General features: G+C 53.4%; 14 protein-coding genes and 1 riboswitch. Of the genes, 11 read left to right on the forward strand and 3 right to left on the reverse strand.

Going from position 1 to position 14,015, the window contains the following annotated elements; genetic code table 11:
• The first annotated feature begins 9 nt into the window (after positions 1–9).
• From NSQ46_RS10530 to NSQ46_RS10570, 9 genes are all read left to right on the forward strand, one after another.
• The gene (locus tag NSQ46_RS10530; RefSeq protein WP_232239323.1) at positions 10–885 is read left to right on the forward strand and encodes a carbohydrate ABC transporter permease; all 876 of its coding nucleotides are present in this window, start codon (positions 10–12) and stop codon (positions 883–885) included.
• A gap of 62 nt (positions 886–947) precedes the next feature.
• Complete coding sequence (locus tag NSQ46_RS10535; protein WP_007132184.1) at positions 948–2,447, forward strand: extracellular solute-binding protein; 1,500 nt, start codon at positions 948–950, stop codon at positions 2,445–2,447.
• A 14-nt stretch (positions 2,448–2,461) separates the two neighbouring features.
• Positions 2,462–3,625 carry an ADP-ribosylglycohydrolase family protein gene (locus tag NSQ46_RS10540; RefSeq protein WP_007132183.1) on the forward strand — a complete coding sequence of 388 codons (1,164 nt, stop codon included), beginning with the start codon at positions 2,462–2,464 and terminating at the stop codon, positions 3,623–3,625.
• Between the two features lie 287 nt (positions 3,626–3,912).
• Positions 3,913–6,024, forward strand: coding sequence for an ADP-ribosylglycohydrolase family protein (locus tag NSQ46_RS10545; RefSeq protein ID WP_210094721.1), 2,112 nt, complete (start codon positions 3,913–3,915; stop codon positions 6,022–6,024).
• Positions 6,025–6,051: 27 nt separating this feature from the next.
• Positions 6,052–6,981, forward strand: coding sequence for a ribokinase (rbsK, locus tag NSQ46_RS10550; protein WP_210094720.1), 930 nt, complete (start codon positions 6,052–6,054; stop codon positions 6,979–6,981).
• Positions 6,982–7,220: 239 nt separating this feature from the next.
• Positions 7,221–7,406 (forward strand): hypothetical protein, encoded by a 186-nt coding sequence (locus NSQ46_RS10555; protein ID WP_007132180.1) that lies wholly within the window; start codon positions 7,221–7,223, stop codon positions 7,404–7,406.
• 371 nt (positions 7,407–7,777) lie between these two features.
• Complete coding sequence (locus NSQ46_RS10560) at positions 7,778–8,326, forward strand: nucleotidyltransferase family protein (protein ID WP_210094719.1); 549 nt, start codon at positions 7,778–7,780, stop codon at positions 8,324–8,326.
• Positions 8,327–8,404: 78 nt separating this feature from the next.
• Positions 8,405–9,112, forward strand: a complete 708-nt coding sequence (locus NSQ46_RS10565) for a class I SAM-dependent methyltransferase (RefSeq protein ID WP_210094718.1) — start codon at positions 8,405–8,407, stop codon at positions 9,110–9,112.
• 2 nt (positions 9,113–9,114) lie between these two features.
• Complete coding sequence (locus tag NSQ46_RS10570; protein ID WP_144870805.1) at positions 9,115–9,600, forward strand: NUDIX hydrolase; 486 nt, start codon at positions 9,115–9,117, stop codon at positions 9,598–9,600.
• A gap of 148 nt (positions 9,601–9,748) precedes the next feature.
• On the opposite strand, the gene NSQ46_RS10575 is transcribed toward NSQ46_RS10570, so the two are convergent.
• A complete protein-coding gene (locus tag NSQ46_RS10575; RefSeq protein WP_007132176.1) occupies positions 9,749–10,999 on the reverse strand; it encodes a methyl-accepting chemotaxis protein in 1,251 nt (416 codons plus the stop codon).
• Between the two features lie 223 nt (positions 11,000–11,222).
• Positions 11,223–11,945 (reverse strand): class I SAM-dependent methyltransferase, encoded by a 723-nt coding sequence (locus NSQ46_RS10580; RefSeq protein ID WP_007132175.1) that lies wholly within the window; start codon positions 11,943–11,945, stop codon positions 11,223–11,225.
• 139 nt (positions 11,946–12,084) lie between these two features.
• On the opposite strand from NSQ46_RS10580, the gene NSQ46_RS10585 reads away from it, so the two are divergent.
• Both NSQ46_RS10585 and NSQ46_RS10590 read left to right on the forward strand, forming a co-directional pair.
• Positions 12,085–12,783, forward strand: a complete 699-nt coding sequence (locus NSQ46_RS10585) for a nucleotidyltransferase domain-containing protein (RefSeq protein WP_028405362.1) — start codon at positions 12,085–12,087, stop codon at positions 12,781–12,783.
• A gap of 116 nt (positions 12,784–12,899) precedes the next feature.
• Positions 12,900–12,998 carry a sporulation protein YjcZ gene (locus NSQ46_RS10590; RefSeq protein WP_007132173.1) on the forward strand — a complete coding sequence of 33 codons (99 nt, stop codon included), beginning with the start codon at positions 12,900–12,902 and terminating at the stop codon, positions 12,996–12,998.
• Between the two features lie 74 nt (positions 12,999–13,072).
• Here the strand turns inward: NSQ46_RS10590 and NSQ46_RS10595 are convergent, their stop codons facing one another.
• On the reverse strand, positions 13,073–13,678 hold the full coding sequence (locus tag NSQ46_RS10595) for a YkoF family thiamine/hydroxymethylpyrimidine-binding protein (protein WP_028405361.1): 606 nt from the start codon (positions 13,676–13,678) through the stop codon (positions 13,073–13,075).
• Positions 13,679–13,777: 99 nt separating this feature from the next.
• Positions 13,778–13,881: riboswitch (TPP riboswitch) on the reverse strand.
• Positions 13,882–14,015: the final 134 nt, after the last annotated feature.

A 14,015-nucleotide genomic window follows, 5' to 3' on the forward strand; every position in this document is an offset into this window, starting at 1 on the left:
AGGGGGAGAATGATGAGACGGCTGGAGTTTTCGAAAATCGTCATATATGTCTTGCTGTTCCTGTTCACGCTCATGGTGCTGGTTCCCATCCTGAACCTGCTGGCGCTATCCTTGACGGACCCGGGCAAGGCCCACCTGATGGGCGGTCTGGATATCGTGCCGAAAGGCTTCACAACGATCAATTATCAGCTGCTGTTTGCCAATCCGCTGATTACAGGCAGCATCATGAATTCGGTGTGGATAACCGCTGCGGGGACGTTTCTGAATCTGCTGCTGACGTCCATGGCCGCATATGTGCTGGCGAGAACGGAGTTTATCGGCAAAAAAGCGGTGCTGTTTCTCCTGATCGTCATTATGGTATTCGAGCCGGGCATGATTCCGGAGTATCTGCTGATTAAAGATCTTGGACTTATGAATACGCTTACCTCTTTGATTCTGTATAAGGCGATTAACGTGTACTACCTGTTTATCTTGATGCGGTTCATTCAGGATATTCCGGAGGAGATATTGGAAGCCTCCCGGATGGATGGCGCCGGGCATTTCCGGCTCTACACCCGGATCATTCTGCCGCTGTCGAAGCCGGGGCTTGCCACGCTGGGACTGTTCTACGGCGTGTACCACTGGAACGAATATTTTCGGGCGACGCTGTACATCTCGGAGCCGGGCAAATGGCCGCTTCAGGTGGTGTTGCGGCAGTTCGTCGTCCGCAAGGACAACACGTCCTTGATGGGCAATCAGAATATGTTCGACAGCGCCATCAATTTCGATTTTGCTTCCTTGCAGGCAGGGACGATCATCATCGCGATCGTGCCGCTGCTGTTCCTATATCCTTTCATTTTGAAATATTACGCCAAGGGCGAGCTTGAAGGAGGGGTCAAGGATTAAGCCGGGAAGGCAAGATGTATCCGCCGCGTACGTTCATTTTCTAAAAAGGGGAGAACAAACCAATGAAAAAGGTAAGCCTGTTGTTAATCGTTGCCATGCTGGTTATGGTCATGTCCGCATGCACATCGAACTCTAACTCGAACGCGCCGGGCGCCGGGCAGGAGCCGGAAGCGGCAAAGCCTGACGGAAGCGGGGATCCCGTGACGCTGAAGATCGTGTATAAGGATGAGGGGACGGCCAATCCGGTCTCCGTAAAATTTTTCGAAACGCTGGAGAAAGCATTGGCAGAAGATGAGGGGCTGAACGTAAAGTTTGAGCTCGTCGATCTGGCGCAAGGCAGCTATGCCGAGAATTTGAATCTGCTGCTGCTCGGCGGCACGATTCCGGACATCATCTATTTCCAGGGCGGCGACCAGCAAATCTCGGAGCAGGGACTGCTGGAGGATCTGACGCCGTATATCGAAAAATCCAAGTACATCAAGGACATCATGGAGCCGCATAACAAAACCCGCATGGAGAGCTATCCGTATCTAATGTGGATCAAGCCGCTCGCGCCGAAAGCGCCGGTGATCCGCGCCGACTGGTTCAATGCGATGGACAGCTCGAAAGCGCTGATCGAAAATCCGACCGTCGACAATTATTACGCCTTCTTTAAAGAGCTGGTGGAGAAAAAGCCGGGCGAAGGCAAGCCTAGTTATGCGCTGACCGCCGCCGGCGATATTGCCGAGATCAATTTCATTTTCAATACCGCTTTCGGCCTTGACACGACTTGGCTCAAGAAGGCTGACGGAACGTATGAATATTCCAAGGTATCCCAGAACGAGAAGGAAAAGCTGACCTTCTATAACAAGCTTTACAAGGAAGGTTTGCTGGACCCGCAATTCATCACGAAGCAGTGGGACACGAAGGAGGATGCCTTCTATAAAGGAGATGCGGCCGTAATTACAGGCACCGTCGGCAAAATCTTGGATCTGTACGACGGAAGAATGCAGGATCTGGGAGGCAAGGAGGCCGAGCTGATCGTGCTGCCGCCTGCCAAGGGAGACGGAGGCCAGGGCTTCGGGGCAACCGACGTAACGAAGGAATCCCGCGGACTCGCGATTTCTTCGCAGTCCCCTCACAAGGATATTGCCTTCCAGGTGTTTGATTACTTGGCAAGCCCGAAAGGACAAATGCTGGACCGTTTGGGATTCGAGAACGAGCATTTTACCGTGGAGAACGGCGAGATTGTGCTGAACGACAAATATTACAGCGAGTGGTATGCACGCTTCTGGGAGCCGACCGAGATGAAATCGGAAACGCCGCTGAAGACGCCGCTGCTTGGCAAGCCGGGAACGGAGTCGCTGAGCATGGCTTCGGAGTTTTACACCGAGGACAACAATTTCCTGATTCCCGATCAATTCGTTGCCAACTGGGATGCGATGAACAATCTGTATAAGGAATACTCGACCGATTTCATTACCGGCAAGAAGGACCTGTCCCAGTTCGATGAATTTGTTGAAGCTTGGTATGCTGCCGGAGGTACGGAAATAACGAAATATGCTAACGAGAACATCAAGTAAGGAGCTTGAAGCTGATGACATCCTTTCGTGACCGAGTAAGGGGCGTGGTCCTATCGACTGCGCTCGGGGATGCCTTGGGGGCTCCCGTCGAGAAGCTGACCTATGCGGAGATCAAGTCCAAATACGGCCGGGTGGAGTCGCTGATGACCAAGTGGCATAAGGCGGATCTTCCCGCCGATGTCCGGCTTGGCAGGATGCGGGGGGACGGCATCGTTACGGACGATACGCTGATGACCATCGCGCTGATGAAGGTGTATATGACCGAGGGCAGGCATTTGGACGCCTACGACATGGGCAATGAATTCGTGAAGGAAATCGCATTTCGCAAGACCTACGTCCCGGAGCTGGATCAAGAGACGCTGATTATTGATCGGCTGTTTTACCCGGAAAAATATATCTTCATGCGCCATGTGCTGGCAAACTGCGATCCGCGGGAGGGCGGCATCGGCAATATGGTCAACTGCGGTGCGGCGATGTACATCGCCCCGATCGGAATCGTCAATGCTTGCCATCCAAAAGCGGCTTATGATGAAGCGATTCTGTTCGCGATGGGCCATCAGAGCAGCTACGGACTGGAGGCTGCCGGTGTGCTTGCAGCCTGCGTTGCCAAAGCCTTCGAGCCGGGCGTGACGGTGGACGATATCGTCCGTACGGCGATCGCCCTCGCGAAGGACGGCACAAAAGCTGCGATCGCCGAACTGACGGAAGCGGCCCGAGGCTTGCGTCCGTTCCGGGACGATATGGACAGGGTCGTTGAGACGTTCCAAGAGATCCTGCTGAAGTACTCGCCGATGGGCGATGACGTCAGCCGTCATATCGACAAGTTGGGCGTTCCAAGCAACCATTACACACCGAGCCGGCTGTGGTCGATTGAGGAGCTGCCGCTTGCGCTTGCCTTTATGGTGCTGAATGACGGCGAGTATTACCGGACGATTCTGGACGGCGTCAATTCCGGCCGGGATACCGACTCCATCGGCGTTATGGCCGGCGTCATCCTTGGCGCTATGCATGGCTATGAAGTGATTCGGACCGAGGACATCGAGCAGTTAAACAAGGTGAACCGTCTGGATCTATGCGGCATCGCCGACCGCTTCTCCGAAATCGCAGCCGGAATCATCGAGGAGGATCTGCGGATTTATGAAAGCAGAAAACGAGTATGGATGGATGAGTTGCTTTAAACCTTTGAATTTAAAGCGTTGAATATGAACCGTTAGATTCGAACCGTTATCAAGCAACCTGATCTGAAGAATTGTCGGTCGTTTCAGCAGGATTTCGTTATCCAAGAGAGCAGGAAATCCGGACTGTGACTTGCCGGACTTGCCAGGGGCGGTAAGGCTTATTTTGAGGGAGACATCGGTATTACACGAGGCTACCGAGCTTGCCGCCCCGATCAAGGAATGAAAGAAGGAACATGACTGGCCTTGGCACAACTTGTTCAACTGGCTGGGAGGGAGAGTGGACGTTTATGTTACCTGAGAATTATGTAGAGTCGGTCTATGCCGGATTTATCGGCATGAACATCGGCATTCGGCTGGGAGCACCCATTGAGCCAGTGGCTTGGACCTACGAACGTATACGTGACGTATATGGGGATATCCGCGATTATGTGAAGCCGTATACCACGTTTGCGGCAGATGATGATGCGAACGGGCCGGTGTTTTTTATACGGGCGCTTTATGACGATGCAGCAGACCGGGAATTGGAGCCGGAGGATGTCGGCAGAGCTTGGCTCAATTATGCCCGCGAAGGCATCGGCATGTTCTGGTGGGGCGGGGAGGATGTCAGCACGGAGCATCGTGCCTACGTGAACCTCCGCAAAGGAATCCCCGCTCCGAAGTCCGGCTCGATCGAGGTGAACGGAGAGGAAATGGCGGAGCAGATCGGAGGCCAGATCTTCATCGACTCCTGGGGGCTGCTGTTCCCCGGGCGGGCGGAGAAGGCCGCCGAATACGCGGAGAAGGCGGCGAGCGTATCCCATGACGGCAACGGGCTCTATGGCGCACGCTTCATGGCTGCGTGCATCGCCAAAGCTTTCGATGCAGCTTCCGTCGGTGAAATCATAAGCGAAGGGCTGCGCATGATTCCGGCAGATTCTACGTATGCACGCGTCGTGCATGCGGTCCTGGATTTCCATCGCGAGCATCCCGAAGATTTCAGGGCATGCCGGCAATACCTGGAGGACCACTGGGGCTATGATAAATACACCGGGGTGTGCCATATTATCCCGAATGCCGGCGTATGCGTGCTTGCCCTGCTGTATGGCGAAGGGGATTTCGCCCGTACGGTCGAGATCGCGTCGATGTGCGGCTGGGATACAGACTGCAACGCAGGCAATGTCGGCAGCATTCTTGGTGTATACGGCGGTCTGGCCGGCATTCCGGACCACTATCGCAAGCCGATCAATGATTTTATCGTTGCCTCGAGCGTATCCGGCTATTTGAATCTGGTCGACTTCCCCACCTTCGCCAGGGAGCTTGCGCTGCTCGGCTATCGGCTGAACGGAGAAACGGCCCCTCAGGATTTGGTGGAGCGCGTGAAGCCGGGCGAGGTGTACTTCGATTTTGATCTGCCGGGCTCAACCCACGGCTTCCGCACCAGCAATCCGTTCAAGACGCCTGTTGTCAGGCACTCGGTGCAGCATTCATATGACGGCAGGGGCTCGCTCGAAATTGTGTTTGACCGATTGGTTGAGGGTGACAGCAGCAAAATTTATTACAAGCCGTTCTACCGAAGAGCCGAGTTCAATGACGAGAAATATAAGCCGACCTTTGCTCCGCTGGCCTATAGCGGTCAAACCGTTTCTGCGAAAATCTATGCGGATCAATGGGAGGGTGAGCCGGTCACGCTGACACCATACGTACGCAACACTTATAATAGAGAAGAAATATTGCTGAGCCCGGTTACGCCGGAGAATGGAAAGTGGAACGATGTCGAATGGGTGATTCCGGATACCAATGGGGCCATGATCGATGAGATCGGCTGGATCTTGGAGAGCCCTTCCCCTCTCGCAGACCGAGCCATCGGCCGGCTGTTCATCGGACAGTTCCGCATTACGGGCGAGGCGAAATACGCCATCGATTTTTCCAAGCAGGCCAAGGAATTCGGCTCAGTCACCCCGTTCTCCCACCATCGGGGAGTATGGGAGCTGCGCGATGGCGCACTCTGGGGGAAGGCAGAAGGGGATGCCTCATCCTACTCTGGCAATTACTATGCGAAGGACATGGAGGTCGAAGCGGTTATCACGCCGATCTCGGGGGACAGCCATTGTCTCATCGTAAGAGCGCAGGGCGTGATGAGGCACTATTTGGCCGGCTTTGACGGTCCGAACGCCGTATCGTTTATCAAGCAGGATTTCGGAGTGAAACGGCTCATCACCGCAAGATACGATTGGGAGCATGGGCAGGAATATCATTTCAAGCTGAAAGCGCAGAAGGATCATTTCACTTTGTATATCAATGGAGAAAGTGTTCTGGAGTGCAAGGACGCTGCATTTGAACACGGCATGTTCGGGTTCGGCTGTCTGGAGGATGGGGAGCTCGAAATTCGAAAGGTTCAGGTCCGAACGTCCGTATCGTAACTAGAGACAACAAGGGAGGAGATCGATGTGGGTAAGCTGTACGTCATTGGCAGCATCAACATGGATGTGGTCAGCAGCGTATCGCAGTTCCCGCTGCCGGGGGAGACGATTCACAGCAGCGGAACGTCCTTCTTCCCCGGAGGGAAAGGGGCGAATCAGGCCGTGGCCGCCGCAATGGCCGGCGCGGAGTGTGCGATGATCGGAGCGGTCGGCCAAGATCCGTTTGGCGATACGCTCGTTTCTTCCCTGGAGGATCGGGGAGTAGAGGTGAAGTCCGTTCTAGCCAAGGAAGGCACCTCGGGCATGGCGATTATTACGGTTAATGAAGAAGGCGAGAATCATATCGTGTTGTCAGCGGGAGCCAACGGCCAATTAACGGAGGCTGATGTCCAAGCGGAGGTCCGCTTTGAGGATGTTTATGCAGTCCTGCTGCAAAATGAAATCCCGTGGGAGACAAACGTGGCTGTCATTCAGTCTGCGAGTGCAGCGGGGGTTCGCGTCTGGCTGAACCCGGCTCCTGCTCGGGCTTTGCCTCCGTCGCTGTTTCCGCTGCTGGATACATTGATTCTGAATGAGACGGAGGCGGCTGCCGTCAGCGGCGTGAAGGTGGAAGACCCGATGACGGCCGAGCTTGCCGCAGGGAAATTGTTAGGCCTGGGAACGGAGAACGTGATCGTTACACTGGGAGAGCAGGGATGCTTCTATGCAAATCGCCGAGGAGAACGGATCACCGTGCCGGCTTGCCGCGTGAAGCCCGTGGATACGACGGCCGCAGGCGATACCTTTATCGGTGCATATGCGGCAGCGAGTTCAGGGGGCATGGCAACCGAAGCTGCGCTTCGATTCGCTGCAGCTGCCGCCGCGTTAACGGTCACACGGCCCGGTGCACAGGCTTCCATCCCGTCCAAGCAGGAAATCGAGTTGTTCTTGGAGAAGCAGCCGGCATCAGCTCATTGATGGAGCACTTCTGTTCGGAGGATTTACCCTAAGCAGCCAATAGCCAATAAGCTATAGAGGACGTTTACTTAAAGCTCCCTCTATGGTTTTTTGGCTTTTTCTTAAGACTGGGCGGCTTGAACAATGTTCAAATTTTAAGTATGTACTCATTCAGCCATGTTCTTGCAACATGTTGCGGCACCCCCGTTCATACAATGTAGAGTCAGCGAAATGATGAATGAAACGGGGGATTGAATGTAATGGCCAAGCAAAAAAGAGGAAAGGCGCTGTGGCATCTGCCCAGCCGAGCCCGGGGCACGTGTCCGGTGTGCGGAAGCACGCGAACGAAGCTGCTGTATCCGCGGACGAAGACGGACGGAACGGCACTGAAGGTGTGCAAGCGCTGCGACGTCGCATCACAGGAGCGAATTGACGCGGCGGTCTGACCGGCGGTTGCGGTACTCAAAGGCGATTTGATTGTAATCAAGCCTCAAATCCTGCTCGGGTGGAGTCTCGATCTACTAAGGGGCTTTCGTTTGCTTAAAGGAATATCTTGTGAACTTTGCTGTATTGCCGGCAGGGATTAACTGGAATATAATAGGTTTACTTGTTGACTGAGCATAGACCGTTTTCCATTAGGAGGCGGTCTTTGGCTTTTTCGCGGGAGGATGTAATCGTTCGGACGAGCCTTCGCCGTTATTCCTTCTGTAACTATTTTTCTGAAAATGCAGCTAAGCCTTAAAGTTGTGCGCTCGGTTAAAATCAGTCTTGTTTTCAAAACTTGGATGTTACGGCATGCTTGCAGGAGGTGAATGGAATGTTAGAGGAACGCTTAAAGAGCTGGATCAGGGAGCATCAGCCATTAATGGCTGATTTGCAGCGGGTGCGGGAGCTGGACCTGCCGCAATGCTATATTGCTGCAGGCTATATCCGCAACTATGCGTGGGATATTCTCCATGGATATGATCGTTCCGATCGGCACAGCGATATCGATGTGGTGTTTTTTGATCCGGACGATGCTTCCGAGGACCGGGACGAGCATCTGGAGCGGAGACTAAAGGAAGAGACGCTGAATCCCAAGTGGTCCGTCAAGAATCAGGCCCGAATGCATATCAAGAATGGGGACGGGCCTTACCAGTCAACAGCAGATGCGATGTCGATGTGGCCCGAAACCGCTACGGCCATCGGGGCTAGGCTAAATCCGGCTGGAGGAATCGAGCTGATCTGCCCGTATGGACTGGAAGATTTATTCGGGCTTCGCGTCAGGCGCTCCCCCGCATTCTTAAAGCGTGAGTATTATCTGGAAAGGGTACTAAGAAAGGAGTGGGCGAGCCAGTGGCCGCTGCTTACGATTTTTGAGGATTAGCGCTTGAAGCCTGCCCTCATTTAGCGGCACATGTGGACATCGCCTAAGCTATGCCGCAACAGGAAGGGAGAGATCGAGATGAGTGATTTTCAGCAAGCCCGCGAGAAGGAAATAGCTTATCACGAGCAGTTTTACGATCAAACCGCATTGTTTGAGCAGGGGACCTGGCTGGCGCGGCCAGTAGCCGCGGTTATGGATCATCTGGAGCTGCTGAAGGTCCAGAACATGCGGGTTTTGGATTTAGGCTGCGGCGTCGGCCGGAACAGCATTCCGATGGCTCAGCGGATCCAGGACATGAACGGGACGGTCGTCTGTGTGGATCTGCTCGAGTCGGCAATCACGAAGCTGCGGCAGTATGCCGAGCAGTATGGCGTTGCGTCCCATATCGAGACGCACGTGGCGGATGCCCAGTATTTTCGAATCACGCCGGGCATGTATCATTATATTGTGGCTTGCTCCTGCCTCGAGCACCTCACCTCGGAGGAAGCGTTCGTTGCCAAGCTCGAAGAGATGCAGGAAGGCACCGCTCCCCTTGGTATCCACTGCATCATGATCAACACGAATGTAAAGGAAATAGATGTGGAGACGGGCAAGGAGCAGGAGGGCTTGATCGAACTGAATCTTCCAACGGAACGCGCCTTCTCGATCCTGCATCGTTTATATGCCGATTGGGAGATCCTATGTGAGCGGCAGGTCCATCAGGAAATTCCCGAGGTCCACGACGGCAGGGATATAATGTTTTGCGGCGAATGGATTACCTTCACTGCACGAAAAGGAGCGCGGTAAGTTTGGAGAAATATACCCATCTCGGCATTTATGGCGTATTGATTCGCAGTCAGCGCCTATTGCTGGTTCAGAAAGCCCGGGGTCCTCATCGGGGGAAATGGGATCTGCCCGGCGGATCGGTCGAGTTCGGAGAAGAGCCCGAGCGAACGCTGCAGCGTGAATTTCTGGAGGAGACAGGCCTATCGTCCGTCCAGGGAACGATTCGGACTGCGGTCTCCTATACGATGATCTATCAATATGATGAGAACAGGCTGGAGGAGCTCCATCATATCGGGATCATCTATGATGTTCAGCTGGCGGATGAGCCGGCAGGTTTGAAATCGGAAGGGGACGGCGAGGATTCGTTAGGCGCGGCATGGATTCCGCTGGAGCAGCTGAGCGGGCTGCCGCTGACGCCGTTTGCGGAGATGATGGCTGAACAGATCATGGGCGAGGACGATAAGCGGATCACGAAGAATGATCTCAAGCCGCACATGAGCGAGGAATAATTGGTTTTTCCAAAGTATTTTCTTGTGAAACGTAAAATACGGCTTCCGCGATCCAGGATCATCGAACCAGGAGGAGCATCGTGAAATGCAAAAAGCAGGCCCGAATCGGAGTGAAGCCGATTCAGGCCTGCTTCTGTATGTAATTCAGCTAGAATTTGAAAATATTGATCGTCTTCTGCAGCTGGAAGACAGCGTTGTTCATTGCCTCTGCTTCTTCGGCCATCTTCTTGATTGAGGTAATCCCCTCGTTCATGGAGGCGGATACCTGCTCCGTCCCTGCTGCGGACTGCTGGGTAATGGCCGAAATGTTCTGAATGGCGGCGGATATGCTCTGCGCGCTCTCCAGCATGGACTCGCTTTCCTTGGAGAAGGCGGCAATCTGCTCGGTGATGTACTGCACGCTGCTTACGATCTGCATGAAGACTTCCTCGGCTTCCCGGATCAGCTCCGTTTGTTGGCGCACGACATCCTCATTGATCTTAATGTTCTGGGTCGCATGCTTAATGTCTGCCTCAATGCTGCGAACCAGATTGAACACTTCACGCGTGGAGGAGGTCGATTCCTCCGCGAGCTTTCGAACCTCCTGGGCTACAACGGCAAAGCCGGCGCCGTGCTCGCCGGCACGGGCCGCCTCGATTGAAGCGTTTAATGACAGCAGATTCGTCTGATCGGCCAGCTCGGATATCGTTTCGGTAATTTTCGTAATGCCTTTGGCGTTTCGCGCGAGCGCATCAATGGATTCGGATACTTTGGCCGTTGCCTCGATATTTCGCAGCATGCCGGCCGATTGCCGGGATACCGATTCTCTTCCTTGCTCCACCAGCTGCAAAGTTGCCATCGACCGGGAGTTCATTTCATGGGTTGAGTGGGTGTAATTGCCGACCTTCTCCTCGATTTCCTTGATCGAGTCGGTCATTGCGGACACGTCCTCCGATATTTCGCCTGCTCCGACGGCCAGCTCTCCTGCAGAAAGCGATACCTGGTTCATGACCTGGATAAGCTCCTGATTTTTCGTTGATATATTCCGGCTTGAAGCCATGACGCTGCGGGTGATGTCGGAGGTTTCCTGAAGGATTTTGCGGAGCTTGTCCACCATGCTGTTGAAGGTTCTGCTGAGATCATTCATTCCGCCCATCTCTTCTACCTGGAAGGTAAAATCTCCTTTGGCAATTTTGGCGGAGACGCTGGAGATTTCGGAGAACGTGCTCGTAAGCGCTCTCTCAATGACACGGGAAAGTGGATAAGTGAGTCCGATTAGCACCGCAACAAGTACGATACCAATGACCGCTTTGCCTACGAGTATAAAGGCGATCAGCATTGGAAGCGCGAACAAGGCGGCAATGAGATAACAGGCTGCTGTGATTTTTTGAGCGATCGGGAGTCTGTTGAACCATGCCATACGAATGAATCCTCCTCAAGCTATATAGGATATTTTTACCATGATTATATCATCGTGCGACAAAAGTAGATACAAGGAATTACAAAATTTTCAATCAGGTGAGTCTAAAGACCCTGAATGAAACCCGGAAGATTCTGATCTAATGTTATCCTCGTACAGAACTCGTGAAAAAGAGAGCGGATTTGTGAACGCTTATGCGCTACAAACCCGCTCCAACGATTGTCTATTTCTCTGCCCGGAACAATGCGGAGGCCAAATATTCGGTGTTATCGAGAATCATGCGGTCATGCTTGAAGACCGTCTCCCAGAGTGCAAGGTCGAGCAATATTCCTTTATCCCGCTGCTCATAGGCATCCAGATGGCGTGTCTGTTCCTCCTTCAGCTTCTCGTTGAAATGATTGTATTCCAGCACCTCGGCCTGCTTGAAGCCGCTGCCCAGCAGCGCATCGCGCCATTTCTCCCGGTCCATGAGGCGGGGGATGCCGAAGAAGGCAAGCAGCTCGTTGAGCTGCGGTTCAGGCATGCTCTTATCCAGAATCAGCTCCCTGTCCATTAAAATTCCGCCGGCATCCAGAACGCGGTAATATTCCGGAATGGAGCGCGACGTATCGGTGAAGACGGTGACCGACTCGGCCAGAATGACATCGAATTGATTGTCCGGAAAAGGCAGCGAGCATACGTCTGCCTGAAGAAATTCCACATCACTGCCCATCGCCGCTGCTCTTGCTTTTGCTTTTGTAATCATATGCTCATTCAGATCAATGGCCGTCACTTGGTAGCCTAGGCCGGCTAGGTGACAGGCCGTTCGGCCGGTTCCGCAGCCAACCTCCAGAATTCGGCTGCTCGGCCTGATAGGGTACGAATTCAGCATTCTCAGAGTGGCCTCGAATCCCCCGGGGTGGGCGCTGCCCATCCCTAATTTGGACAGCATGTTAATGTAATTCATCGAATGGATCCCTACTTTCGTTATCTGCATAAGGATATTTGTTTATTTACCATATGATTGAGGTACGTTTGGGGTTTTCGCTGAATTTACTATTTTGAGCCCTTTTTTTGAAGATATGAGCGGTTTGGGGGAAATACGCATGAAGATGGAGCCGATTCAGGCCGCAAGGAAGGTCGTGTCGGAACAATATCCGGATTGTCTGCTGGCTGTACTGGGGGGCAGTGCTTCCAGGGGAGAGCATAACGAGCACTCAGACCTTGACGTGATCATTGTAGAGAGAGAAGGCGAAGGGCTGAGGAGAAGGACGATTGAAGCTGCCGGCTGGATCGTAGAGCTGTTTATTTTATCTAGCTCCGGCTATCGCGAAGATTTTGACGCAGGCATCGTTGCGGCGAATCCGACGTTGCAGCGGATCATGGCTGAAGGCGTTGTTCTCTGCTCGCTACCGGAAGGGGAAGCCATTCGCGGGGAGGCCCAGGCTGATCTGGATTACGGCCCGCTGCCATTAACGATGTCCGATATTGACGCAGCCCGGTACATGATCACCGAATACATGATGGATCTTAAGCAGGCCAAAGGGGACGGGGAAGCCTGGTTTACCGTTCAAAAAATATCGACTTTGCTCTGCGAGTTTGTCCTGAGGGTGAACCGGCAATGGACGGGGGAAGGGAAGACGCTGTTCCGGCTGGTCTCCGGCTTCGATCCGCATTTTAGCGAGCGGTTGGTGCAAGCGCTGGAGGCGATGTACCGTACCCGGCAATCGCATCAGCTCATGAAGCTGTGCGAGCAGGTTTTGCTCCCTTACGGAGGCCAGCTGCTTGTCGGATATGAAGAATAAGGCCATCGGCTGGGGGAAAAGACAAGCGGTACAGCTGCCGTGACCGTCGTTCTTTCCGGCTCATACCTTAATATGTGATGACATCACGTATTTCAATAAATCCAGGAGGGATCGTCATGAGCGGAGCATATGGTGGAGATGTTTGGGGCACATCAACGGGTATTATACTGGTTCTCTTTATCCTGCTCGTAATCATCTCGCTTGCTTGGGTTTAATTCATCAAGGATACGCGGTGGATAGCACAAGGACTCGGCATATCGCCGGGTCCTTGTCTGCTTAAGCGTGCATATTATACGCTATTCTGCTTTGGCGATGGACTGTGCGCGGAGACGACAGCGGTCATCACGAGGTGGCTGGTATCTGTCTGGATGGCATGCTTGAACGCATCCTCGAGGGATTCGAATACGCGAGTGAGCGTTCCGTCGAGACGGCTTGCGTAATGGACGCTGCCCCCGAAGGTTCCCTTTTCCTTGGCGCGCTGCACTTCTCCGTAGATAATATCCATATAATGCTCGGTTCCGAGCGGATACAAGGCGAACTGGCAGGCGGTTTCAATATCCGCGTGTGGTCCAAGCTCGCTGTTTAACACCCCGGAATCCTCAGACATATAGACATCCGCATCCGTATCGCCTGGGCAGCCGATGGAGTAGGTCCCATTAAAGACTGTATGTACGCCGGAAGCTGCCGCATGGGCGAATATCGCACGGGTAACGTCAAATACGTGCTCGGCACGTCCGCGAACACAAGTACTGACATCATCGGTATGAATCCATACCTTATCCGTATGCACAGACTCCAACGCCCCCACAATCACTTCGACGAAGCGGTCCGTCATCGGAAATACCGAGAACCGGCAGCCAACAATCCGGCTGGTTCCGCATGCTAACTCATTCATTGTAGATTCCTCCTGCAGCATAAATTTGAGAATGCAAAATAACGCAAAAAACCGCACCCTAAGGGATAAGTGCGGCGATGTCTACGCGAAAAATACATAAACATGAACGCTACACTTCCCCACGCTAGCATGACCTAGATCGGGTAGTAAGGGTTAACGGCGGTCCTGCCGTTTCTCAGCACAAGGCACCCCTAGTACAGCAACACAAGATATGAAATTTTGCTTAGATGCCGGCCGGTCCAAGCTTTCGAAAGAGGGCGGCTTCTTACTTGGTAATTGTAACGTCTCGGCATCGAAAAAACAATGTCACTGCAGCAAAAAACCGCCATGAGGAGCT

Source organism: Paenibacillus sp. FSL M8-0142 (assembly GCF_038597315.1).
In the GTDB taxonomy this organism is placed as follows: Bacteria; Bacillota; Bacilli; order Paenibacillales; family Paenibacillaceae; genus Paenibacillus_AQ; species Paenibacillus_AQ lactis.

Excerpts from the sequence above, each read along its gene's own strand:
- NSQ46_RS10530 (WP_232239323.1), top strand. The coding sequence starts at position 10 with ATGATGAGACGGCTGGAGTTTTCGAAAATCGTCATATATGTCTTGCTG.
- NSQ46_RS10535 (WP_007132184.1), top strand. The coding sequence starts at position 948 with ATGAAAAAGGTAAGCCTGTTGTTAATCGTTGCCATGCTGGTTATGGTC.
- NSQ46_RS10540 (WP_007132183.1), top strand. The coding sequence starts at position 2,462 with ATGACATCCTTTCGTGACCGAGTAAGGGGCGTGGTCCTATCGACTGCG.
- NSQ46_RS10545 (WP_210094721.1), top strand. The coding sequence starts at position 3,913 with ATGTTACCTGAGAATTATGTAGAGTCGGTCTATGCCGGATTTATCGGC.
- NSQ46_RS10555 (WP_007132180.1), top strand. The coding sequence starts at position 7,221 with ATGGCCAAGCAAAAAAGAGGAAAGGCGCTGTGGCATCTGCCCAGCCGA.
- NSQ46_RS10560 (WP_210094719.1), top strand. The coding sequence starts at position 7,778 with ATGTTAGAGGAACGCTTAAAGAGCTGGATCAGGGAGCATCAGCCATTA.
- NSQ46_RS10565 (WP_210094718.1), top strand. The coding sequence starts at position 8,405 with ATGAGTGATTTTCAGCAAGCCCGCGAGAAGGAAATAGCTTATCACGAG.
- NSQ46_RS10575 (WP_007132176.1), bottom strand. The coding sequence starts at position 10,999 with ATGGCATGGTTCAACAGACTCCCGATCGCTCAAAAAATCACAGCAGCC.
- NSQ46_RS10580 (WP_007132175.1), bottom strand. The coding sequence starts at position 11,945 with ATGAATTACATTAACATGCTGTCCAAATTAGGGATGGGCAGCGCCCAC.
- NSQ46_RS10585 (WP_028405362.1), top strand. The coding sequence starts at position 12,085 with ATGAAGATGGAGCCGATTCAGGCCGCAAGGAAGGTCGTGTCGGAACAA.
- NSQ46_RS10590 (WP_007132173.1), top strand. The coding sequence starts at position 12,900 with ATGAGCGGAGCATATGGTGGAGATGTTTGGGGCACATCAACGGGTATT.
- NSQ46_RS10595 (WP_028405361.1), bottom strand. The coding sequence starts at position 13,678 with ATGAATGAGTTAGCATGCGGAACCAGCCGGATTGTTGGCTGCCGGTTC.